This window comes from uncultured Tateyamaria sp. (genome assembly GCF_947503465.1).
Lineage (GTDB): Bacteria > Pseudomonadota > Alphaproteobacteria > Rhodobacterales > Rhodobacteraceae > Tateyamaria.
The window spans coordinates 353004-374968 of the sequence record NZ_CANNDN010000003.1 but is presented as its reverse complement, the minus strand read 5'-3'; the positions used below and the strand labels follow the sequence as shown (position 1 = coordinate 374968).

Here is a 21965-nt window from a genome sequence, read left to right as displayed (position 1 = left end):
CCCTTTGGGGTGCATGTGAACGTAGTCCGGGCCATGTATCACGCAACGCAAAGGAGCTTTGCAATGACCCTGACCCGCCGCGCCTTTACAGGCATGACGCTGTCCAGCGCGCTGGCACCGCGCATGGCCCTGGCGCAATCCGAACCCGACTTTCTGGCGCTGCACCGCGCGCCCCTGTTCGGCACTACGTCCGAGTTCAACGCGGCCATCAGCCAGATCAGCCAGCGTGGCAACCCGGATATGGCCGCCGGGTTGATCCAGTCCTTGCGGTTTTCGCGCGACCGCGGATTACCCATTGGCGAGACCTTGAACGCCATCACCGGCGAAACCCACGATACAGACTGGTTTGAATGGATGCTGTGGCAGGAACGGAACCCCCAAGTGGTGCCGCATCCCGCCTATATCCAGTTCAAACGCGATGTGCTGTTGCGCGTTGACGACGACTTCGACGACTTCTTGCGGCTGGAATACATCCAACCCGAGCGCATGAAAATCCGGCTGGAAGAAATCGCCTGGGGCGGTGTGGTCAAGGACGGGATCCCGTCGCTCGACAACCCTGACCTGATTGCTGCTGGGGACGCCGACTATTTGCGCGGTGATGATCTGGTCTTTGGTGTGTCCATCAATGGCGATGTGCGCGCCTATCCCCTACGGATCATGGGGTGGCACGAGATGTTCAACGAAGTGATCGGGGGCGTGCCGGTCGCGCTCGCCTATTGTACGTTGTGCGGGGCGGGCATCCTGTTTGAAACTGAGGTGGCGGGCCGGTCCCAACCACTGATCTTCGGCTCGTCCGGGTTTCTATACCGATCCAACAAGCTGATGTTCGACCGCGAGACGCATTCCCTGTGGAACCAGTGGACGGGTAAACCGGTGGTTGGCCCCTTGGTCAATAGCGGGATCGAGTTGAAACAACGCCCAGTGGTAATCACGACATGGGCCAGTTGGACTGCGTCGAACCCCTCAACCAGAGTGCTGAGCCTCAATACCGGGCATCGGCGCAACTATGGGTCGGGTGTGGTCTATAATGACTATTTTGCGTCACCTGACCTGATGTTCCCGGCCTTGGTGGATCAGAACCGGCATGCGCAAAAGGATTACATCTTTGCTGTGCGCCAGTTCGGTGCCGCCCGTGCATGGCCGCTGGATGCCTTCAAAGAGCGACCGATCATCAATGACGAGATCGCGGGGACACCGCTGTTGCTGATTGGCGATACGGACAAGCGCAGCGTGCGTGCCTATGAACGCGGTGATCGCACCTTCCGTCAGTCTGGCGGCAGGATCGTGGATCAGACGGGGGTCACATGGCGGGTTACCGAAAACGCGGTGATCGGACCCGATGGCGCGCGATTTGAACGTGTGGCCGGGCACATCAGCTATTGGTTTGCCTGGGACAATTACCTGGGCGACGCGGCGACGGTGTTTGATGGTTGAACGAAAAAGGGCCGCCCAACGGGCGACCCTTCGAAAATCTTTGGGACGTCGGGCCTTAGCCGTTCACGCTGTCCTTGAGCGCTTTCGCGATGGTCATCTTCACAACCTTGTCCGCTTCTTTCTTGAACTGTTCGCCGGTGGCAGGGTTGCGCACCATACGCTCGGGGCGTTCGCGGCAATAGATTTTGCCAACACCCGGCAGGGTCACTGCACCGCCGCCCGACACTTCGTCCGTGATCAGGCCGCAGATCGCGTCCAGCGCACTGCTTGCCGATTTCTTGTCTGTGTCCATCTTCTCGGCCAGCGCGGCGACGAGTTGGGTTTTTGTCATTGGTTTTGCCATTTCATGGTCTCCTTCGTCTGCCCGACAACTTGGGCCTCTGAACCGTAGTGTAACGGAATGTTGTGCGAACACACAACGAATAGTGGCCCTTGGCAAGCCAAAATGGCGGCTTTTCCGCTGTTTTTCGCCGTTTCAGCCCGATCAGAGGAAGGCTGTTTCCTCGAACGAGCGCAATTTCCGGCTGTGAATGCGTTCCAGCGGCATGGTGCGCAGATGCTCCATCGCGTGGATTCCGATCATCAAATGGCGGGCGACCTGCTCTTTATAGAAGTTCGAAGCCATGCCCGGCAGCTTCAATTCGCCATGCAACGGCTTGTCTGATACGCAGAGCAAGGTGCCGTAGGGCACGCGAAACCTGTACCCATTTGCGGCAATCGTGGCGCTTTCCATGTCCAACGCAATGGCACGGGACTGCGACAGGCGTTGCACCGGACCATGCTGGTCCCGCAATTCCCAGTTCCGGTCATCATAACTGGCAACCGTGCCGGTCCGCATGATGCGCTTCAGTTCGTAACCTTCCAGTTTGGTCGTCTGCGCGACGGCCTGTTCCAAGGCGATCTGGATTTCGGCCAGTGCGGGGATCGGAACCCAAGGCGGCAGGTCGGCGTCCAGCACGTTGTCTTCACGAAGGTAAGCATGTGCCAGCACAAAGTCGCCAAGCGCCTGCGAGTTGCGCAAACCGGCACAGTGCCCGACCATCAGCCAGGCATGCGGGCGCAGCACTGCAATATGGTCCGTGGCCGTTTTGGCATTCGACGGACCAACACCGATATTGACCAATGTGATGCCGGACCCATCCGCACGTTTGAGGTGGTAGGTGGGCATTTGCGGCATCTTCAGGCTTGTCTCCAGGGGCTGGTCGCCTGTTGTGATCTCGGCGTTGCCGGTGGATACGAACGAGGTATAGCCACTGTCGGGATCGTTGAGTTGCTGACGTGCGTAAGCTTCGAACTCGGACACATAGAACTGGTAGTTCGTGAACAGCACATGGTTCTGAAAATGATGCGCATCCGTCGCTGTATAGTGTGTAAGGCGCGCCAGTGAGTAGTCGATGCGCTGGGCAGTAAAGGGGGCCAGTGGCCCGATCCCATCGGTCGATTCATAGGTGCCGTTCACGATATCATCGTTCGTGTTGGTCAGATCCGGCACGTCAAACACGTCCCGCAAGGGGAAGGTCGCGGCACCTTGTTGCGGCACCGTGATATCGGGGTCGTGCGCAACGGCAAAGTGTACCGGCATCGGCGTCGTGGAATAGCCGATTTCCACCGGCTGATCGTGGTTGGTGATCAGCAATCCGATCTGTTGCGTCAGGTAGTTCCGGAACAGGTCGGGCCGGGTGACAGTTGTGGCATATGTTCCGGGGTCTGACACGTGACCAAAGCTGAGCCGCGTATCGACACCGGCATAGGTTGAGGTCGTGAAGCGGATTTCCGGATAATAGGCTCTGATCCGCCCTTCTGACGCGCCATGTTCCATCGCGTGCTGGAACTCCCGGCTCAGGAACTGGACCGCATCATTATATAACTCTTCGAGATGGGCCACTGCGGCCTTGGCATCGTGAAATTCGGTGTGGCCGTGTGCGGCCTGTTCTAGTGTTTTCATGTTGTTGGCTCGAGTATGGGAATGAAATCAAACGTGCGCACATCGACCAGTCCAAGGTCAGAGATGCGCAGTTCAGGAATAACGACAAGCGCCAGCAGCGAATGCTGCATATACGCATTGTTGAGGGTGCAGCCGCAATCGACCATGGCCTGCACCATCTTGTCGGCTTTGGCCGCCACCTCGCGTGCGGGGCTGTCGGACATGAGGCCCGCAATGGGCAATTCGACAAGCGCCAGTTCTTCGCCGTCCCGAAAAATGGTGATGCCCCCGCCCACGTCGGCAAGACGATTGGCGGCCAAGGCCATCTGATCCCGGTCGGTGCCCACGACAATCATGTGATGGCTGTCATGCGCCACGGTCGACGCCATAGCCATCTTGCCCTGGTAATTGAAGCCCGACACCAGCGCGTTTGTAACGCTACCTGTCGCCCGGTGCCGTTCGACCAGAGCGATCTGGCAGGTGTCCCCGTGCGGCTCGACCTTGCCGTCGCTGACGGGCATGTCCCTCTTCAGTGCCTTGGTTGGTGCCTGGTTTTCGACAACGCCGATGACGTTGGCAGTGACGGAATTGCGCCCCTCGGGCGCTGCGATTTCGAAGTCGGAGGCAGTCTTGGGCGCGCCCATGTTCACGGTCTGACGGGCCTTGGTCGGCCAGTCGAGATGCGGACAGTCCACGGTCAAATTCCCTGATACAGAGACTGTTTTTCCGCGCGCGATGACCTGTTCAACAGGCAAGGCCCTGAGGTCCGAAGTCAGGATCACGTCTGCGCGGCGCCCGGGTGTCAGCGACCCGATCTCACGCTCCAGTCCGAAATGCGTCGCCGTATTGATCGTTGCCATTTGCAGCGCAACCAGTGGATCACAGCCGCATTCAATCGCGTGGCGCACCACGCGGTTCATATGCCCGTCATTGATCAGCGTACCGGAATGGCAGTCGTCGGTGCACAGGATCATGTTTCTGGGGTCAAGCCCCTTGTCCGTGATCGCGGTGATCTGCGTTTCCACGTCATACCACGCGCTGCCCAGTCGGATCATGGACCGCATGCCTTGGCGCATCCGGGCAATAGCGTCTGCCTCGCATGTGCCTTCGTGGTCATCGGCAGGGCCACCCGCCACATAGGCGGCGAAATCCGGTCCCAAGTCCGGCGAGGCATAGTGCCCGCCCACTGTCTTGCCCGCACGTTGCGTTGCCGCCACCTCGGCCAGCATCTGGGGGTCGGCGGCGGCCATGCCGGGGAAATTCATCATCTCTCCCAGTCCGATGATACCGGGCCATCCCATGGCTTCGACCACATCTTTGGTGCTGATCTCGTATCCTGTCGTCTCCATCCCCGGCGCGGATGGCGCACACGAGGGCATCTGGGTCCAGATGTTGACGGGCTGCATCAGCGCCTCGTCATGCATCAACCGCACGCCTTCGAGGCCAAGGACATTGGCGATTTCGTGCGGGTCGGTGAACATCGTGGTGGTGCCATGCGGAATGACGGCAGCGGCAAATTCGGCGGGGGTCAACATACCGGATTCGATGTGCATGTGTCCGTCGCACAAGCCGGGGATCATGTAGCGACCCTTGGCTTCGATGATTTCGGTTTCGGGACCGATCTGGCCGCTTGCATCCGGCAAAATACAAGCGATGCGCCCATGTTTGATGGCGATGTCATGGTCTGGCAGGGTTTCTCGTGTGTGCACGTTCACCCAGACACCGCCACGAATGACCATGTCCGCGGGCGTGCGGCCTGCGGCGACATTCACTAGATCGGGGGCAACATCGGGCCAGGACGGGAAAAGGTCATGTTCCATGTCCCAAATAATCAAGTTTCGGAAGGAGGCGCAAGAGGGGGCGGGCACTTGTCGCCAAACTGTCACGGTTTCCGGCGGGACTTGACCGATCAAAATATATCAACAATGCTGACCTTATGGACTATGATTCAATAGATGCAGACGGCTTTGGCCGCAGCCTGCGTGGCATCGGCTTGAACCTTCTGGTGCGCGATGTTGCGGCCCAGATTGCCTTTTTAGAGACTGTATTCGGCATGAGAGCCTATCAGCCGACAAGCGATTTTGCGATCATGTCGCACGGCGATGTCGTGTTTCAGTTGCACAGCGATGGGACATACCATTCGCACCCTCTTTTGGGCCTGCTTCCTGAAAATCCGCCGCGTGGCGCCGGCATCGAAATTCAGTTGTACCAGACCGATCCCGACGCGGCCGTTGCCCGCGCATCGGATATCGGCGCGTCCATCCTGCAAGAGCCAACGGACAAGCCCCATGGTCTGCGCGAAGCCTACATTCTGTGCAAAAACGGGTATGCCTGGGTTCCCTCACGCCCGAAATAGGTCGCGGACAGAACAGGCTTTTGAGTTGATCAAAGCGGTCATGGCCGTGCAGCATCCCCGCAGACAGAAGGGAGAGCCGCATGAACGTTACCGAAATTCGTCCCAACATGGACCACTGGCAAGACCGCGTGGACCTGGCCGCAGCCTTTCGCTGGACCGTACGATTGAACATGCATGAAGCGGTCGCGAACCACTTCTCCCTCGCCATCAACGATGACGGCACCAAGTTCCTGATGAACCCCAACCAGATGCATTTTTCGCGTATCAAGGCATCGGACCTGATCGTGGTGGATGCGAACGACCCCGCCAGCATGGATGGGCCCGACGCACCCGATCCGACCGCGTGGGGCCTGCACGGTGGCATGCACCGGCACTGCGCGCATGCAAGATGTGCCATGCATGTCCATTCACCCTATGCCACGGCCCTTGCCGCCCTGGCCGACAGCACGTTGCCACCGGTCGACCAAAACGGATGCATGTTCTTCAACCGTGTTGTGGTGGACGAGGATTACGGCGGACTTGCCTTCGAAGAAGAGGGGGAGCGCTGTGCCAGGTTGTTCGATGATCCGAAAAAAAGGGTCATGGTTATGGGCAATCACGGGATCATGGTCATCGGCGACACGGTGGCCGAAACCTTCAACCGCATGTTCTATTTCGAGCGGGCCTGTCAAACCTATCTTCTGGCCTTGCAGACCGGCAGGCCTTTGCGGGTGATCCCGGATGAGATTGCCGAAAAGACGGCACAGGAGATCGAAACGTACCCGGAGCAGGACCTGCGACACCTCGCGGAACTCAAGGCCATTCTGGACGAGGAAGGATCAACCTATGCCAACTGACACAGAAAGTCGCGAAGCGGGCCGCTGGAACCACCGCCCGCCAACCCCCCTGGCGCAGAACCCGTTGTTCCAATGGCCGCTCAAACCCTACGCCATCTTCAAATGGTATGCGGCCTTCTGGCTTGAAATATCGACAACGACCTTGTGCTTTGCCCTCGCACTTGGCGCGTATTTCACGATCTTGCCTGCATTAGAGACGATGCAGACCTTCCAGCCTGGTTGGATGATCCGTGTGTGGCTCGCCAACCTTGTGCCCCAATGCATCATCGCTGGTGCATTGCACTACTGGCTGATCGCACGCAAAGGGCAGGGGAATGCAACCAAGTTCGACCCACGTGACCAGAACCGGAACAACGGGTCTTTCACCTTCAACAATCAGGTTCTGGACAACATGTTCTGGCACATCGTCAGCGGGATCACTTTGTGGAGCCTCGCGCAAATCGGCGTGTTTTGGATGATGGCAAATGGCTATGCGCCATCCGTCTTTTTCCCGGACAATCCCGTCTGGTTTGTCGCGTTCTTTGTCCTGCTGCCGATCTGGTCCAGTTTTCACTTTTATTGGGTGCATCGCGCCTTGCACTGGCCGCCGCTGTACAAGCTGGCCCACGCGCTGCATCACCGCAACGTCAATGTCGGGCCATGGTCAGGTATCGCGATGCATCCGGTCGAACATCTGATGTTCTACACCAACTTCGCTATCCACCTGATTGTGCCGAGCCATCCCTTGCACGTAATGTTCCACGGGTACGTGCAATCAACGCACCCCGTTTTCAGTCATTCAGGGTTCGAAGAATTGGTGGTCAAGGACACGCGACAGATGCGGATGGGGGTGTATTTTCATCAGCTGCACCACCGTTATTTCGAATGTAACTACGGCACAGTCGAAATGCCTTGGGATCGCTGGTTCGGCAGCTACCATGATGGCACCGGGCGGGCGACGGACGAGGCGCGCGCCCGCAAGACGCAGATGTACACCTGACATTTGGGTTATGGCGCTATGCCGCGCGCTGATCGACCAATGTAATGGCCTCGAACGGGCCAAGGACCTGGTGGATGGGCCGGGCGTGTTCGGGCAGCAGGCGACTGGGCACGTCACCAAGCACACTCGCATCCAATCGTTCGGCGTCGCGGCGAATACGCCCGATGTAAAGGCTTTCCAAAGCGCAGCCCGCAGCGACAATGGCCTCGTGTCCCGGCAGGATGACCTGCACGTAATCCATGGTGCTCTTGGCGTCACCCCACATGGCGGCCTGTCCATTGACCAGATGGCGGGCGGGGACCAGCACCGCCTCTTGCCCAAAGTTGTATTCAACTTCTGATCCGCGCAGGACGAGGCGTTGTTCAGGGGCGACCACAATGTCGCGGTCCAGACCGAAATAGGGTGCGCGCAACCGAACCGGGGCAAAGCTGCCGCGCGCGGGCACCGTGTGCCGGACGACATGCAGAACGGGAACGATGTCGCCGTTGCCGGTGATGACAGTATCGCCGCGCCGCAAGCTTTCGGCCGGTTTGTAGCCACGCGGCGTTGCGATCGGTGTTGCGGGATGCAGGCTGGGCATGGGCCCGATGGGTTGCACCTGATCGCTGATGGCCGCAAACAGCACCTCTTTGGACAGGGTCCGGGCGGGGTGCGCCAACGCGATGTCGCGCAAGTCATCTGTCATGAAGGCTTTCGGCATGTGAACCGGGCGGCTGATGATGCGATTGCCTTCGGGGCGTTCCAGCGCCAGTCGGCCCCACCCTTCGGGCGCATTCCACGCATAGGTGACGCGCAAGGTGTAGGCGCGCCCGTCATTCGCCCACCGAATGGCCGCGTGCGAAATGTCAGTGTTGTGTCGGTGCAGCATGGCAATACCGCCGCCGGGGATTGCACGAAATGCCAATTCCCGCGGCCATGGAAACGGGTGCGACATACCGACAAGGTCATGCGGCCGTTCATGTCCGGCAACTCGCGTTTCGAACATGAGCGTGCCGCGTTCCAGCATTGTGCCTTGCCGCGGCGCCAGTGTTTTTTGATCCAGCCCGGATTTCGAAAATCGGCCATCCTCGTGATTGGTGACGCCCAACCAGCTCATGCAGCGGCCCTTGCCTTGCGCCACAATCCGGCCTCGTATCCGCGCAATGTACGGCGGGCGGCTTGCCCGTATCCGCCCCCGGTGCTTGGGTCAAGCTCGGGGAAGATGTCACAGATCTCCTCCACGATTTCGCGTTCCAGGCTTTTGGTCGTTTGGGGACCAGGCAAGAAGCTTTCGGTGGCCAGTCCACCCGAAAACACAACCTGGTGCTTGTCAAACATCAGATGGACATAGGTGACCATCCCGCCTTCCTGCCGCGTGACGGAGCGGTCGTTGACCAGATCCTTGGCCGCCACCAACACTTCGCCTTCGCCAAACAGCAATTCGGCCAGGCTGTCGCGGATCAGGACACGGTGCAGCGGTGACACCATGACATCGTCATGCTGCCCAAAGGTGCCCGCCCGGATCAGTATTGGGGCGTATTGGTTTTGCGCGGGAACCGTGCGCGTCCCGATCCATCGCAAGGGCTGTGCGCCTTCATCTTGCGTAGTGACCAGATCCCCTGCTGTCAGGGTTTCGACCGGAACCTCACCGTCTGGCGTGGCAATCAGCGTCCCCGCGACAAAGCAGGGCACTGACGTCGCATTCACAAATCCGGTGTCGGTGTTGGCGCCGTCGGTCACCGTGTAGGTGAAGTTGAAATTCTCTTCGTCGCCGTCCCCGACAACGGTCAGTTCGCCGTTCGGACCAATGGTGACCTGTTGGCCTGTGGGCAGCGTGATGGTCGTGCCAATCCCCGTGACCGGGTCATAGCTGACGGGTTGTCCGTTGATGTGGGTGATGGTCAGAACGCTGCCATTGGGCGACACATCGTTGTCGAGCACGTTGAAGGTTTTACTGCCATCCGGAAAGACATCGACATCGTCGCCCACGGCCACGAGCGCGGTTTGCACCGAATCCGCGGCAATCAGCAGGTTTGAATCGTATTGGTTGTCGGACACATCGGCGATGCCGATCCGGATGTTGTTCATCTGACCCGGATTGACCACCATGGTCAGGGTCAGCGTGATGGTAAAGCCATCCATCTCGGTGTTGTAATCGTCGTTTGTGTTGTCGACGAACATGTTGATGTTGTTGGTCGTGTTGATGTTGCCCGGGTCGGTGTCGCCATCACCCACTTCCATTTCGACCAGCTGGCCGTTGACCCACACCCCGACAAAGTCTTGATAGACCGAGTTCTGAAATTCCGGATATTCTTCCGAACTGAACACGAATTGCATCGTCATCAGGTTGCCATCGGGGATAAAGTTCACATCCAGGTACGAGGCATCGAATGTGCGGGCGCCCGCAGCTGCATTGAACTGCGCGTTGTTGTTCTGGCCGGACGTGTTCGTTGATGTGCTGTTGGACTGATTTTCCTGTCCTGATGAATTCGTAAAGCTCTCCGCGTTGCCCGTCGACAGGATCACCCCGGTGTCGGATGGCGTGGCTCCTGGCGAAACCGAGTCGCCGTTCGAGTAGATCCCCGCGCTGTCGATGTCGCCTGTGTACGTGGCTGAATCCACAAACACGCCATCGCCAAAGATGGCATTTGCCATGTCTTCTGCGTTAACGCCTTCGCGCACCGTCTGGATCGGAAGTTCTGATGCCGGCATAGTCTACCCCACCCCAAAATCTTGCGGACAGAACAGACGCAGCGCACGCGGTTGATCCGCGTGTCATACGGTGTGCGCATTTTTGCACTTTCGTGGCCGCACGTTGGCGACCGGACTGCTGATGCCCTGCCTCGGGTCATATTATTGCGTGTACACTAGCACAGGAATTTATGGCCTGTTAACTGTCCCGTCGGTGCAAGGCGCGGCCCGCGTCCTTTTCGCCACATCTTAGTTTGGGAGCAGCCTATGCAACCTGTTGATCCTGTTGCGCTCACCGCTGATCTGGTGCGGTGCCCATCCGTGACACCCGAAGATGCAGGTGCGCTTGATGTATTGCACAGACTGCTGTCAGAGGCGGGGTTTGAGTGTGCCTGGGCGGATCGCGGTGGCATTCGCAATCTGTTCGCCCGCTTTGGACCCAACGGGCATCCGCGCACCTTTGGCTTTAACGGCCACACCGACGTCGTGCCCGTCGGCAACCCTGGTGATTGGTCGCGGCCCCCGTTCGGCGCCGAAATACATGACGGCACCATGTTTGGCAGGGGGACCACAGATATGAAATCCGGCGTTGCAGCCTTTGCCGCGGCGGCTGTTGATCTTGTGTCATCAAAGCCGCCCGAGGGGGCGATCATTCTGGCCATCACCGGTGACGAAGAAGGCGACGCCACCGATGGCACGCTGGCATTGCTTGACTACATGGCCGTTCAAAACGAAGCGATGACGGTTTGCCTGGTCGGAGAGCCAACGTGTCCCGAACACATGGGCGAGATGATGAAGATCGGGCGGCGCGGGTCGATGACAGCCTGGTTCACGATCACCGGGGTGCAGGGCCATTCCGCCTATCCGCACCGCGCCAAGAACCCGCTGCCGCCGCTGATGCGCTTGATGGACCAACTTGCCAGTCACACATTGGACACCGGCACGGATCACTTTGACCCTTCGACTTTGGCTGTGGTGACGGTGGACACGGGAAATCCCGCAACGAATGTCATTCCTGCAGAAGCGCGCGGTACGGTGAATATCCGGTTCAACGACACGCATTCCGGTGACAGCCTGACAACATGGCTTGGGGCGCAGGCGGACGCAATTGCGTCGTCTTATGGTGTCAAGATCGACATGCGCGTCACAATCTCGGGCGAGAGCTTTCTAACGCCGCCCGGACCGCTTTCCGACCTTGTCGCACGAGCCGTTGAGGCGGAAACTGGGGTTGCCCCGGTACTCAGCACCTCTGGCGGCACGTCTGACGCCCGCTTTGTCAAAGATCACTGCCCTGTCGTCGAATTCGGGCTTGTCGGGCAATCCATGCACAAAGTGGACGAACATGTCCGTGTCGAACATGTACACCAACTGAAATCCATCTATTCCCGGATATTGCAGGACTATTTTGCATGAGCTGGACCATCGTCCAGACACAGGATCTGGCAACCTGCCACGCGCTGCGCCGCGCCGTCTTTATCGAAGAGCAGGGGGTTAGCGAAGCGGACGAAGTGGATGGCCGCGACGCCAATGCTCTTCATGTTCTGGCCTGTGTGGACGGTGTGCCCATGGGGTGTGCGCGCATCCTGATTGAAGGGTCAACTGCCAAGATCGGGCGTGTCTGTGTGCTGCGTAACGGGCGCGGGACGGGACTGGGTGCTGCCATTATCAAAACCTGTCTTGAGGTTGCCCGGCAACACAAAGGTGTGACGACTGCCAAGCTTGGCGCGCAAACGCATGCTCTGGCGTTCTACGAACGATTGGGTTTTGTCGCGTTTGGACCCCTCTATGACGATGCGGGCATCCCCCATCGGGACATGGAGCGGCCACTGTGACACCCACACTGGTCGTGATGCTCAAGATACCCCGGCCGGGGCGGGTCAAGACGCGGTTGGGACGGGACATTGGCATGGTTGCTGCCGCCTGGTGGTTTCGGCACCAGGTGCGACGTCTGCTGAGGAGGATTGAAGACCCGCGCTGGCGCGTCGTGCTGGCTGTTACGCCTGACCAAGACGGGATGAAATCGCGTATATGGCCTGCTCATCTTCCGCGTTGGCCGCAGGGGCCCGGCAATCTGGGCGACCGCATGATCCGCATGATGCGGCAGGCTGGCGGAGCGGTATGTGTGATTGGTGCAGATATCCCCGAAGTTGACAGAATTCGCGTCGCGCGGGCTTTTGCCGCGCTTGGAAACCACGACGCAGTGTTCGGGCCTGCGCCAGATGGCGGGTATTGGCTGATCGGGGTTAAATCAGGCTCTAAACTGGCCTGTTCTGCCCTCGACGGTGTGCGGTGGTCCACGGAACACGCCTTGGCCGACAGCCGGACAGCATTGGGGTATCGTCGTATTGCGCTAGTTGATACGCTTGCTGATATTGACACCGTAGACGATTTGCCATGACGGCCTTGCGCGTGCATGTTACCCCGATTTCATGAGCCGAATTCCCACCAAAGCCGAAATTCTTGATTGGATATCCGCGAACCCGACCCTGACCGCCAAACGCGATATCGCCAAGGCTTTCGGGATCAAGGGTGCAGCGCGGATAGACCTCAAACGCCTGCTCAAGGAGTTGGAGGCCGACGGTCACCTTGAGAAGCGCAAGAAGACATATCAGGATCCCGATCGACTGCCGCCGGTCAGCGTTTTGCAGGTAGAAGCCCCTGATGATAATGGCGATCTGTTTGCGCGCCCGATGGAATGGCAAGGTGAGGGGGTGGAGCCCCGCATTCTGGTTTTGCCGCGCGCCTCAGATCCGGCGCTGGGCGCCGGTGATCGTATCCTGGCGCGTCTGACATTGGTCAAGCAAGACGACCACCATTACGAAGCACGGTTGATCCGTCGCATCGGGACAAACCCGCGCCGTATCCTTGGCGTGTTTCGCGCTGGGGCCGAAGGGGGGCGGATCCTGCCGGTAGACAAGGGCAGCGACAAGGAGTGGTCCGTGCCCGCCGGCGCGACACATGGCGCCAAGGATGGCGAACTGGTCGAGGCGGAACAGGCGGGCCCCAAGGGACGCATCGGTTTGCCAAGGGCCCGTATTGTCGAACGATTGGGCGATCCGTCCGCGCCCAAGGCCGTATCGCTGATCGCCATTCACGAACATGGGATACCCGATGCGTTTCCCGATCCGGTCATTGCCGAAGCGGATGCCAAGAAACCGGCTGGCCTGAAGGGCCGTGAAGACCTGCGCGATCTGCCGCTGGTCACGATTGATCCGTCGGATGCCCGGGACCATGATGACGCGTGTTATGCTCATGCAGATGACGACCCCAAGAACCAGGGCGGGCACATCATCTGGGTCGCGATTGCGGATGTTGCGGCCTATGTGACGCCCGGATCCGCCTTGGATCGCGAGGCGAAGAAGCGGGGCAATTCGACCTATTTCCCGGATCGCGTTGTGCCGATGCTGCCGGACAGGCTGTCGGGGGACTTGTGTTCGCTGCACGAAGGCGTGCCGCGCGCCTGTATTGCGGTGCGAATGCGGGTTGATGCGCAAGGTAAAAAGATCGGGCACAGCTTTCACCGTGGCCTGATGCGGTCGCCGGCTTCGCTGCACTATGAAGAGGTGCAGGCAGCCATTGACGGACATCCAAACGACCGCACATTGCCTTTGTTAGAGACTGGTATACGTCCGCTTTACGCGGCATATGCAGCGCTTGTTGAGGCACGCAAGTCGCGTCAGCCGCTGGAGCTGGACCTTCCGGAACGTCAGATCGTTCTGGCCGAGGATGGCACGGTCAGGTCCGTTGCGTTCAAGGACAGGCTGGATGCGCACCGCCTGATCGAAGAATTCATGGTGCTGGCGAATGTGGCTGCTGCCGAAACGCTGATCGCGAAGTCATCGCCGCTCTTGTTTCGGGTGCACGAAGAACCGTCGCCCGACAAGTTGGATAGCCTGCGCGAGACGGCACAGGCCGCAGGCCTGACGCTGGCGAAAGGCCAGGTTCTGAAAACCGCACATCTGAACCGCTTGCTGTCTCAGGCCGCAGACACTGACGATGCCGAACTGATCAATATCTCGACCCTGCGGTCCATGACCCAAGCCTATTACAGCCCGCAGAATTTCGGGCATTTTGGCCTTGCGCTGCGCAGCTATGCGCATTTCACGTCCCCGATCAGGCGCTATGCTGACTTGATCGTGCACCGCGCGCTGATTGCAGCGCATGGATGGGGCATGGATGGGTTGACGCCCGATGATGTCGAAGGGCTTGAGAAGACGGGGACCCACATCTCTGGAACGGAACGTCGGTCAATGGTGGCTGAACGGGATACGACGGATCGCTACCTGGCCGCCTATCTGAGCGAACGGGTCGGCGACGAGCTGGAGGGGCGGGTCGCCGGGATCGCAAAATTCGGCATCTTTGTGAAGCTTGATGACAGCGGTGCCGATGGGCTGGTGCCCATGCGGTCCATCGGCGCCGAGTATTTTCATTTTGATCGGGACGCGAATACGTTGATGGGGTCGGACACCGGACTGGTCATCAGCCTAGGCCAACGTGCGACGGTACGCCTGGCCGAGGCCGTACCGGTGACCGGCGGGATTGCTCTCGAACTGTTGGCGCTTGACGGGGAATCGCTGCCGCGCGGACGTCAAAGCCCGGCGGGCCGCAGCCCACGACGCAAGCCCGCCAAGGCCAAGCGACGGTCGGACAAGGCCAAGCGAAAGGTCAGCCGCAAGCGGCGCTAACCCAGCGCTGCCTCGACCCTGCGCATGTAATCGACAAGCATGACATCCTGTTGCACACGGCGCGACAGGGCTGTGCCGCCTGGCGTCGACGCCATCGCCCCCAGCATGGCAGCCACGCTCGCATCTGCCGCACTTGGTGCTTTTCCGAACAGGAACGGTCCGTGCCAAAGGCGATCAGAGATGGCTTGCAAGTCGGGTTCGATCCGTTCCAGGCGTTCGCCGGCAGTCAGACGTCCGAGCCCCTGGGCATCCATTCCGCGCAACAACACCCGACGTATGCCACGGGTGATGAACTTGCGCAGAAATGTGGGCATGGCAGCAAAATATGTGTCTCTAACCAATGGCCAAACGGCCTTGTCGCCCCAGCGGTCCATTACGACATGGAAATACATATGTTCCTCTGCCATCCGAATGAACGCGCGGGATGTGGCACGATCAAGATCACTGAGCCCGGCATCGAAATGAGCGCCACGCTCTTCCAGCCAGATGCGGATGTTGTCGCTGTCACCGATGATTTCGTCATCGACCCAAAGTGCAGGCAGCTTGCCCTTGGGCCAGTTGCGCGGGTCTGCGGTGTCTTTGCGTTGCCAGGGCAGTCCGGACAGGTTCAGAAGGTACAGCGCCTTGACGCAGAACGGGCTGCCACTGGGTTGGCCGAAGGCGGGAGGATAAGTCACAAGGGTCAGCATCTTTCTCTCCTGGAATGAAATCTGGACTTGAGATAGCGCTGTGTGCTGTCAGAAATTGACAGTACATGTGATATGACTGGACCATGACCAGAACACATCGCCTTTTCCAATTGATGCAAACACTGCGTCGTCTTACGCCGCCCATCACGGCGCAATCGCTGGCCCATGAAATGGATGTGTCGCTGCGCACGATCTACCGCGACATTGATGAATTGCGCGGGCTTGGCGCTGTGATTGATGGCGAGGCGGGTTTTGGATTTACACTGATCGAGGACGCGTCGCTGCCCCCTTTGGGATTTGAAGATGACGAATTGGAAGCACTGGTTCTGGGTCTGCGGGATGTCGCCGTGATCGCGGACCCTGCGCTTGCGAAGGCGGCGACCTCTGCGTTGGCAAAGATACAAGCGCGGGTGCCACCGAAACAGGCACACCGGTTGAAGCATGCGGTTCTTGACGCGCGCCGGTATTGGCGACCCGACCCTCCGCGCATTGACGTGGCACATTTGCGCCAGGCCGCGTGGGATGAACTGAGCGTGCGCTTTGCCTATCAGGATGCAAAGGGCGATCAGACCGAGCGGACTGTGAAACCATTGGGCATCGTCTATATGGAAAACACCAATGTGCTTTTGGCCTGGTGTCATTTGCGCGAAGACTTTCGCGTCTTCCGGCTGGACCGCATGGATGACTTGAACGTGACCGACCAAAGCTTTCGACCGCACAGGGTGTCATTGCTGCGCGATCACCTGGCCCGCATCCGCGCCGAAGTGCATGAAGTGGCGAAGGACCGCGCTCATTTTGACTGATCCCTTTGCCGTGGGGCCACTTTTCGCTAGACTGTAGAAAACGCGGTACAAGCGAGCATGAGGCACAATATGCGGTGGGCAGTCACCCTTGGCGCGACAATCGGCGCGCTTTTTCTGGTGGGAGCGGCGGTTTCACAGCCCGTTCCGTCTTCAATTCGACCTGAGTTGCGACCGGTGGGGGAAACGGTGGCGCGCGCGCAGACGCTGTCGCCTGTCGCGGTGTCGACCGCGGCGGTGATGCGGCCGCAATTGCGTCCGGTGGCCCTGACCCGGGACGCATCGACGCCCCGCCAGCCGTCAGCCAAGGACCCGGCGTTTCAGCAGTGGATCGCACAGTTTCGCAGCCAGGCGATACGTGAGGGTATCAGCGGCACCACCTTTGACCGGGCATTCCGGGGCGTGCGCTACGACGCTGACGTGATCAAGCGCGACCGCAATCAATCCGAATTCACCAAGACGATATGGGACTATCTGGACAGTGCAGCGTCTGACAGCCGTGTACGCAATGGCAAGGACGCGCTGCGCACACATGCTCGAACACTTGACGCGATCGAGGCGCGGTATGGCGTTGCCAAGGAAGTGGTCGTGGCGGTTTGGGGACTGGAAAGCAACTATGGCAGTTTCCGTGGGTCCAACGACGTTGTGCAAAGCCTTGCTACCCTTGCCCATGATGGTCGGCGTGGCGCGTTCTTTGAAGGACAGCTTGTTGCGGCCCTGAAGATTTTGCAAAGCGGCGACACCAGTCCACGAAACATGACCGGATCATGGGCCGGGGCGATGGGGCACACACAGTTCATTCCGACCTCGTACCTGGACTATGCGGTCGATTTCACGGGCGACGGGAAGCGAGACATCTGGTCAGATGACCCAACAGATGCCCTGGCATCCACCGCAGCCTATCTGTCACGCTTTGGCTGGATCAAGGGCCAGCCCTGGGGTGTCGAGGTGCGTTTGCCGCAGTCCTTCAACTACGCCTCTGCCAACCGCCAGGTGAAACGCAGCCCAGCACAATGGGCGCGTCTGGGTGTCATGGGCGTCGACGGCAAGCCGGTGCCGAATTATGGCGACGCATCGATCCTGTTGCCTGCAGGGACCAACGGGGTGGCCTTGATGGTTTTCAAGAATTTCGAGGTGATCGAGCGGTACAACGCGGCGGATGCGTATGTCATTGGTGTCGGACATCTCAGCGATCGCATCGGTGGCGGTCCGCCTTTTCAGGCCGATTGGCCGCGTGGAGATCGGGCCCTTACTTTTTCCGAACGGCAGGAAATGCAACGACTGCTGACGGCTGCTGGCTTTGATACCCAAGGTGTCGATGGCAAGATTGGACCCAAGACATTGGACGCCGTGCGCGCTTACCAGCAATCGCAAGGTTTGACTGCGGACGGCTATGCATCCCTGAGCCTGCTGATGCGTTTGCGGTGATCCAAAGGACGCGTGCCGCGACACGATTCATGTGAATGAATGAGGGGCTCTGCCCCTCAAACTCCCCGGGATATTTTCAGCCGAAAGAAACGCCTATCCGGGTGACATGCCACGCAGGCGTTCACTGCGGCGGCGGAGCAGTTCGACCGTGGTAAGAAGCGCGATCGAGATCACTACGAGGATTGTCGCAACCGCCAGGATTGTGGGGCTGATCTGTTCGCGCAGGCCGATGAACATTTGCCACGGCAGAGTTTTCTGGCTGGCGGAGCCGACGAACAGAACGACGACAACCTCATCGAAGCTGGTGATAAAGGCGAAGAGGCCGCCGGAGATGACGCCTGGCAGGATCAGAGGCATTTGTACCCGGAAGAAGGTTGTGACCGGGCCAGCGCCCATGTTCGCAGCCGCACGGGTGAGCGAGCGGTCGAAGCCGACCAGAGTGGCGGTGACTGTGATGATTACGAACGGAATACCTAGCACGGCGTGGGCCAGCACAACCTTGACGTAGCCTACGAACCCCTTGTCGAGGCCCAGGGTGCCTTCCATCCAGTTGCCGAGTTGCGCGTAGAAAAAGAACATTCCCGTGGCCGAGATGATCAGCGGTACGATCATGGGTGAGATCAGGATCGCCATGATCGTCCCCTTAAACGGCACGTGGCTTTGGCTGAGGCCGATGGCTGCCAATGTGCCAAGGCTGACGGAGATGATGGTGGCCAGCGGTGCAATGATCAGCGAGTTTTTGAGGGCCAGCTGCCATTGCGGGTTGGTGAAGAAGTCCCGGTAGTGTTTGAGCGAGTAGCCTTCGGGATCCAGCCGCAGCATTTCAGGCGTGAAGGTAAAGAAGTCCTGCGCGTTGAACGACAGCGGCATGACCACGACAATCGGTGCCACAAGGAAGAAAAAGATGAGTCCACAGATCACTCGGAAGCTGTAGTACCAGATCCGTTGACCCAGTGTGGCATATGGAGGAAGGCCCATGGTCGGTTACCCCAGCTTGACGTTGTCGATGCCCACGATCTTGTCATAGGCCCAATAGAGCACAAGCACAGCGGCCAGAAGGATGGTTCCGAGCGCCGCGGCAAGGCCCCAGTTGAGCGATGACGAGATATGGTAGGCGATCCGGTTCGAGATGAAGACACCCTTGGTCCCCCCCACGATTTCCGGCGTGATATAATAGCCAATGGACAGGATGAAGACGAGAATACTGCCTGCCCCGATACCCGGCACAGATTGCGGGAAGTAAACTCGCCAGAAGGCCGTCCAGTTCGTGGCGCCCAAGGACTTGGCCGCCCGCAGATAACTGGGCGGAATGGTCTGCATCACCGAATACATCGGCAGGATCATGAAGGGCAGCAGGATATGTGTCATAGCGACAATCGTACCGAACTGGTTGTTGATCATGATAAGGCGTCCGTCATCCGCGACCAGCCCGACCCAGACCAGCACATCGTTGATCACTCCCTGTTGCTGCAACATGACCTTCCATGCGGACGTGCGCACCAGCAGTGATGTCCAGAATGGTAGGAGGACCAGGATCAGCAGTATGTTTGCCTTGCGCATTGGCAGGTTCGCAAGCAACCACGCGATGGGATAGCCAAGCGCGATGCAGGAGAACGTGATCAGCAGTGACATCCAGATCGTGCGGCCAAAGAGGGTCAACAGGATCTGCTTTTCCTCAGGTTGCCATGCGATGCCGTCCGGCGTTTTTTGTGCGTCAACGGCGTTAAGGAAGTAACCGGACGTATATATGCCGGAATGGGTCTGGATGGTTTTCCAGACCGTCGCATCACCCCAGTCTTCGTCCATATCGGCAAAGGCGTCTGCCAGTGCGGGAACGGGAAGATTGGCAACCTGCGCTTCAACCAGAAGATCGGCACCGGACCCATCATATGCGGACAAGTCAGCCGTTTTCAGATCCAACGCCAGCGCCGTTGCGACGGCTTCCCACGGGTCCCGCGTGGCCGGGTCGCGCCCTTGTTGGGTTGCTGTGAAGATCGCCCATGCCGTGTAGGCGCGCGTCGTGCGCGGCAGAAGTTCAGACAGACGTGCATCAGGGGCAAAGTTCACATCGCCTGCGGCAGAGGCGCCCGTCAACGCAGCAACACGCCCCCGTTGCTGGGACATAAGTGCCGTATCGGCATCGGCAGTTGCGTTGAAAATTCCGTACCATGTCTCGCCGTCTTTCCACGCGTCGTTCAACTGTTCGAGCGGTTTTTGCGTTTCTTTGCCAATGTCATCCAACGCACGTCCCGTTTGCCTGAAAAGGGACGACACGCCCGTCTGCTCGTAATTCATGCGCGTGCCGAGCCGCGTATGGCGCTTGGCCTCGGCTGCGAGGAACATGTCAAAATACATGGCTTCGAACACGGCTTCGTCCGGCAATGCGCCCGAACGTGCGTCCCAGTCGGCGAGCGCCTCGACCGTCATGGGAAGCGTATTGCCGACAATTTCATTTTCGACCGACCGAAACAGCATGGATGCAATCGGCACGATAAATGTGATCAGAACAAAAAGAAGAAGCGGCGCAATCAGGGCCAGCGCGCGTATTTTTTGGCGGCGCAGTGCGCGCGCCAGGCTACGTTTCAATGGCGTGCCGTCAGCGGCTTGCATCACCTCTGCCATCGATCAGGCCCCCTTTGCCACAACGATCATGGATGTGGCAGTCCGGTGGCGAATCTTCATGACCTCCTGGTAGTCCGGGTCGTTGTAGGCAGCCAAGGCAGCCTCGTAGGTGGGAAACTCAAAGACGACATGGCGGGAAAATTCCGGGCCTTCCATCGATTGCGCCTCGCCCCCGCGGACCAGGGGCACTGCGCCATGGGACAGCAGGATCGGCGTGTCCCTTTCGACATACTCTTTGTACGCCTCTGGGTCGTTCACGGTGATGTGGCCGATGATGTAGCCTTTGGGCATGGTCGTTCCCCCTTGTGGCGCAAGGCGGGGGACATCCCCGCCTTGCGATTGTTGTGCGGCAAGGCGGACATGTCGTCCGCCAAACTCGGGCTTACTGTGCCAGCCACGCCTGGAACTTGGCGTCGATGTCGTCGCGGTAATCGGCCCAGAACTCGTAGTTGTAGAGGAACGTGTTCTTGGCGTTTTCCGGATCGGTCGGCATGTGCGGCGCCATGTCGATGCCCAGCGTCGCGTGCTGGCCCACCAGCGGCGCGGACGATGCGCGGGCCGGACCGTACGAGATGTACTTGGCCTGATCCGCCAGACGCTGCGTGTCGGTCGCGAACTTGATGAAGTCACGTGCACGCGCTTCGCGCTCGGGGCTCAGACCTGCGGGAATGATCCAACCGTCAAGGTCGAACACCTGCGCGTCCCAAAGCATGCCGATGGGCTGGTCCTGCTCTTCGATGGCTGCAAACAGGCGACCGTTATAGGTCGACCCCATGATAACTTCGCCATCGGCCAGCAGTTGTGGCGTGTCGGCACCGGCGGACCACCAGATCACGTCGTCCTTGATCGTTGCCAGCTTGTCCAGCGCCTGCTGCTGGCCTTCGTCGGTTGCCAGCACATCATAGACGTCGTCCTTGGCCACGCCGTCGCACAGCAGCGCCCATTCCATGTTGTTGATCGGGCGCTTTTCCAGCGAACGCTTGCCGGGGTACGCTTCGGTGTCGAACACGGCGCAGACGGATGTTGGCGGTGTGTCACCGACCAGATCGGTTCGGTAACCGAATGTGGTCGAATACACGATCTGCGGGATAAAGCAGTCGCTGACCAGCAGGTCGCCAAAGTCGTCCGCCGCCGATGTGCCATCGGGCGCTGCTGCAAGATCTTCGTCCGGGTCGATTTCCAGTGCCAGACCTTCGTCGCACAGCCGGATCGCGTCCGCCGCAACAACGTCAACGACGTCCCACGTGACGCTGCCCGCCTCGTTCATTGCGCGCAGTTTTGCCACGGCCTCGGCCGAGCTTTCGTCCCATACGGCGGTGACGCCCGGGTTGTTTTCGAGATACGGCGCGACATAGGCGTTTTGCTGGCTGGACTGGTATGCACCACCCCAGCTGACAAGGGTCATGTCGCTGGCCATATGGCCATCTGCAAATGCCGTGCCCGAAGCCAGCGTGAGTGCTGTCGTGGCAAGTAGGGTCTTGGTGAGTTTCATGAACTTACTCCCATTGTTAACGCCCGTTTGAATTGTGCGAAGGCCGGACC

General features: G+C 59.4%; 20 protein-coding genes. 10 read left to right on the top strand and 10 right to left on the bottom strand.

Features of this window, described 5'->3' with window-relative positions; translation table 11 throughout:
* Positions 1-63: 63 nt before the first annotated feature.
* Positions 64-1434: a DUF3179 domain-containing protein gene (locus Q0844_RS17735; protein WP_299047618.1), complete on the top strand. Its 1371-nt coding sequence runs from the start codon at positions 64-66 to the stop codon at positions 1432-1434.
* A gap of 55 nt (positions 1435-1489) precedes the next feature.
* Here the strand turns inward: Q0844_RS17735 and Q0844_RS17730 are convergent, their stop codons facing one another.
* From Q0844_RS17730 to ade, 3 genes are all read right to left on the bottom strand, one after another.
* Positions 1490-1777 (bottom strand): HU family DNA-binding protein, encoded by a 288-nt coding sequence (locus Q0844_RS17730; protein ID WP_299047616.1) that lies wholly within the window; start codon positions 1775-1777, stop codon positions 1490-1492.
* Between the two features lie 141 nt (positions 1778-1918).
* Positions 1919-3379, bottom strand: coding sequence for an AMP nucleosidase (locus tag Q0844_RS17725; protein ID WP_299047614.1), 1461 nt, complete (start codon positions 3377-3379; stop codon positions 1919-1921).
* A complete protein-coding gene (gene ade, locus Q0844_RS17720) occupies positions 3376-5178 on the bottom strand; it encodes an adenine deaminase (protein ID WP_299047611.1) in 1803 nt (600 codons plus the stop codon). The genes Q0844_RS17725 and ade overlap by 4 nt, the downstream gene beginning before the upstream one ends.
* A gap of 116 nt (positions 5179-5294) precedes the next feature.
* Here ade and Q0844_RS17715 point away from each other — a divergent pair, with 116 nt between their 5' ends.
* The 3 genes from Q0844_RS17715 to Q0844_RS17705 all read left to right on the top strand — a co-directional run bounded on the left by Q0844_RS17715 (position 5295) and on the right by Q0844_RS17705 (position 7529).
* Entirely contained in the window at positions 5295-5714 is a 420-nt protein-coding gene (locus Q0844_RS17715) for a VOC family protein (protein ID WP_299047609.1), read from the top strand.
* Between the two features lie 80 nt (positions 5715-5794).
* Positions 5795-6550, top strand: coding sequence for a class II aldolase and adducin N-terminal domain-containing protein (locus tag Q0844_RS17710; protein ID WP_299047607.1), 756 nt, complete (start codon positions 5795-5797; stop codon positions 6548-6550).
* Positions 6540-7529: a sterol desaturase family protein gene (locus tag Q0844_RS17705; RefSeq protein ID WP_299047605.1), complete on the top strand. Its 990-nt coding sequence runs from the start codon at positions 6540-6542 to the stop codon at positions 7527-7529. The genes Q0844_RS17710 and Q0844_RS17705 overlap by 11 nt, the downstream gene beginning before the upstream one ends.
* Positions 7530-7545: 16 nt before the next feature.
* Here Q0844_RS17705 and Q0844_RS17700 read toward each other — a convergent pair whose 3' ends face one another.
* On the bottom strand, positions 7546-8625 hold the full coding sequence (locus tag Q0844_RS17700; RefSeq protein WP_299047603.1) for a Hint domain-containing protein: 1080 nt from the start codon (positions 8623-8625) through the stop codon (positions 7546-7548).
* Complete coding sequence (locus tag Q0844_RS17695) at positions 8622-10220, bottom strand: Hint domain-containing protein (RefSeq protein ID WP_299047602.1); 1599 nt, start codon at positions 10218-10220, stop codon at positions 8622-8624. The genes Q0844_RS17700 and Q0844_RS17695 overlap by 4 nt, the downstream gene beginning before the upstream one ends.
* Positions 10221-10466: 246 nt before the next feature.
* Here Q0844_RS17695 and dapE point away from each other — a divergent pair, with 246 nt between their 5' ends.
* The 4 genes from dapE to rnr are packed head-to-tail and all read left to right on the top strand — an operon-like array spanning position 10467 to position 14884.
* Positions 10467-11612, top strand: a complete 1146-nt coding sequence (dapE, locus tag Q0844_RS17690) for a succinyl-diaminopimelate desuccinylase (protein WP_299047599.1) — start codon at positions 10467-10469, stop codon at positions 11610-11612.
* The gene (locus Q0844_RS17685; protein ID WP_299047596.1) at positions 11609-12031 is read left to right on the top strand and encodes a GNAT family N-acetyltransferase; all 423 of its coding nucleotides are present in this window, start codon (positions 11609-11611) and stop codon (positions 12029-12031) included. The genes dapE and Q0844_RS17685 overlap by 4 nt, the downstream gene beginning before the upstream one ends.
* Positions 12028-12597: a TIGR04282 family arsenosugar biosynthesis glycosyltransferase gene (locus tag Q0844_RS17680; protein ID WP_299047593.1), complete on the top strand. Its 570-nt coding sequence runs from the start codon at positions 12028-12030 to the stop codon at positions 12595-12597. The genes Q0844_RS17685 and Q0844_RS17680 overlap by 4 nt, the downstream gene beginning before the upstream one ends.
* Positions 12598-12628: 31 nt before the next feature.
* Positions 12629-14884: a ribonuclease R gene (gene rnr, locus Q0844_RS17675; protein WP_299047591.1), complete on the top strand. Its 2256-nt coding sequence runs from the start codon at positions 12629-12631 to the stop codon at positions 14882-14884.
* Here rnr and Q0844_RS17670 read toward each other — a convergent pair.
* On the bottom strand, positions 14881-15573 hold the full coding sequence (locus Q0844_RS17670; RefSeq protein WP_299047590.1) for a glutathione S-transferase family protein: 693 nt from the start codon (positions 15571-15573) through the stop codon (positions 14881-14883). The genes rnr and Q0844_RS17670 overlap by 4 nt on opposite strands.
* 83 nt (positions 15574-15656) lie before the next feature.
* Between Q0844_RS17670 and Q0844_RS17665 the strand changes: the two genes are divergently transcribed.
* Both Q0844_RS17665 and Q0844_RS17660 read left to right on the top strand, forming a co-directional pair.
* Positions 15657-16376 (top strand): YafY family protein, encoded by a 720-nt coding sequence (locus Q0844_RS17665; protein WP_299047589.1) that lies wholly within the window; start codon positions 15657-15659, stop codon positions 16374-16376.
* Positions 16377-16433: 57 nt separating this feature from the next.
* The gene (locus tag Q0844_RS17660) at positions 16434-17801 is read left to right on the top strand and encodes a lytic murein transglycosylase (protein WP_299047588.1); all 1368 of its coding nucleotides are present in this window, start codon (positions 16434-16436) and stop codon (positions 17799-17801) included.
* Between the two features lie 93 nt (positions 17802-17894).
* Here the strand turns inward: Q0844_RS17660 and Q0844_RS17655 are convergent, their stop codons facing one another.
* The 4 genes from Q0844_RS17655 to Q0844_RS17640 form a co-directional block, all read right to left on the bottom strand.
* Entirely contained in the window at positions 17895-18779 is an 885-nt protein-coding gene (locus tag Q0844_RS17655) for an ABC transporter permease (RefSeq protein ID WP_299047587.1), read from the bottom strand.
* 6 nt (positions 18780-18785) lie between these two features.
* A complete protein-coding gene (locus Q0844_RS17650) occupies positions 18786-20423 on the bottom strand; it encodes an ABC transporter permease (RefSeq protein WP_299047585.1) in 1638 nt (545 codons plus the stop codon).
* Between the two features lie 3 nt (positions 20424-20426).
* On the bottom strand, positions 20427-20714 hold the full coding sequence (locus Q0844_RS17645; RefSeq protein WP_299047583.1) for a DUF1330 domain-containing protein: 288 nt from the start codon (positions 20712-20714) through the stop codon (positions 20427-20429).
* A gap of 91 nt (positions 20715-20805) precedes the next feature.
* The gene (locus Q0844_RS17640; RefSeq protein WP_299047582.1) at positions 20806-21915 is read right to left on the bottom strand and encodes an extracellular solute-binding protein; all 1110 of its coding nucleotides are present in this window, start codon (positions 21913-21915) and stop codon (positions 20806-20808) included.
* Positions 21916-21965 lie beyond the last annotated feature (50 nt).

What these genes read in the sequence shown, in the direction of transcription:
- Q0844_RS17735 (WP_299047618.1), top strand. Translation starts at nt 64, where the DNA reads ATGACCCTGACCCGCCGCGCCTTTACAGGCATGACGCTGTCCAGCGCG.
- Q0844_RS17730 (WP_299047616.1), bottom strand. Translation starts at nt 1,777, where the DNA reads ATGGCAAAACCAATGACAAAAACCCAACTCGTCGCCGCGCTGGCCGAG.
- Q0844_RS17725 (WP_299047614.1), bottom strand. Translation starts at nt 3,379, where the DNA reads ATGAAAACACTAGAACAGGCCGCACACGGCCACACCGAATTTCACGAT.
- ade (WP_299047611.1), bottom strand. Translation starts at nt 5,178, where the DNA reads ATGGAACATGACCTTTTCCCGTCCTGGCCCGATGTTGCCCCCGATCTA.
- Q0844_RS17715 (WP_299047609.1), top strand. Translation starts at nt 5,295, where the DNA reads ATGGACTATGATTCAATAGATGCAGACGGCTTTGGCCGCAGCCTGCGT.
- Q0844_RS17710 (WP_299047607.1), top strand. Translation starts at nt 5,795, where the DNA reads ATGAACGTTACCGAAATTCGTCCCAACATGGACCACTGGCAAGACCGC.
- Q0844_RS17705 (WP_299047605.1), top strand. Translation starts at nt 6,540, where the DNA reads ATGCCAACTGACACAGAAAGTCGCGAAGCGGGCCGCTGGAACCACCGC.
- Q0844_RS17700 (WP_299047603.1), bottom strand. Translation starts at nt 8,625, where the DNA reads ATGAGCTGGTTGGGCGTCACCAATCACGAGGATGGCCGATTTTCGAAA.
- Q0844_RS17695 (WP_299047602.1), bottom strand. Translation starts at nt 10,220, where the DNA reads ATGCCGGCATCAGAACTTCCGATCCAGACGGTGCGCGAAGGCGTTAAC.
- dapE (WP_299047599.1), top strand. Translation starts at nt 10,467, where the DNA reads ATGCAACCTGTTGATCCTGTTGCGCTCACCGCTGATCTGGTGCGGTGC.
- Q0844_RS17685 (WP_299047596.1), top strand. Translation starts at nt 11,609, where the DNA reads ATGAGCTGGACCATCGTCCAGACACAGGATCTGGCAACCTGCCACGCG.
- rnr (WP_299047591.1), top strand. Translation starts at nt 12,629, where the DNA reads ATGAGCCGAATTCCCACCAAAGCCGAAATTCTTGATTGGATATCCGCG.
- Q0844_RS17670 (WP_299047590.1), bottom strand. Translation starts at nt 15,573, where the DNA reads ATGCTGACCCTTGTGACTTATCCTCCCGCCTTCGGCCAACCCAGTGGC.
- Q0844_RS17665 (WP_299047589.1), top strand. Translation starts at nt 15,657, where the DNA reads ATGACCAGAACACATCGCCTTTTCCAATTGATGCAAACACTGCGTCGT.
- Q0844_RS17660 (WP_299047588.1), top strand. Translation starts at nt 16,434, where the DNA reads ATGAGGCACAATATGCGGTGGGCAGTCACCCTTGGCGCGACAATCGGC.
- Q0844_RS17655 (WP_299047587.1), bottom strand. Translation starts at nt 18,779, where the DNA reads ATGGGCCTTCCTCCATATGCCACACTGGGTCAACGGATCTGGTACTAC.
- Q0844_RS17650 (WP_299047585.1), bottom strand. Translation starts at nt 20,423, where the DNA reads ATGGCAGAGGTGATGCAAGCCGCTGACGGCACGCCATTGAAACGTAGC.
- Q0844_RS17645 (WP_299047583.1), bottom strand. Translation starts at nt 20,714, where the DNA reads ATGCCCAAAGGCTACATCATCGGCCACATCACCGTGAACGACCCAGAG.
- Q0844_RS17640 (WP_299047582.1), bottom strand. Translation starts at nt 21,915, where the DNA reads ATGAAACTCACCAAGACCCTACTTGCCACGACAGCACTCACGCTGGCT.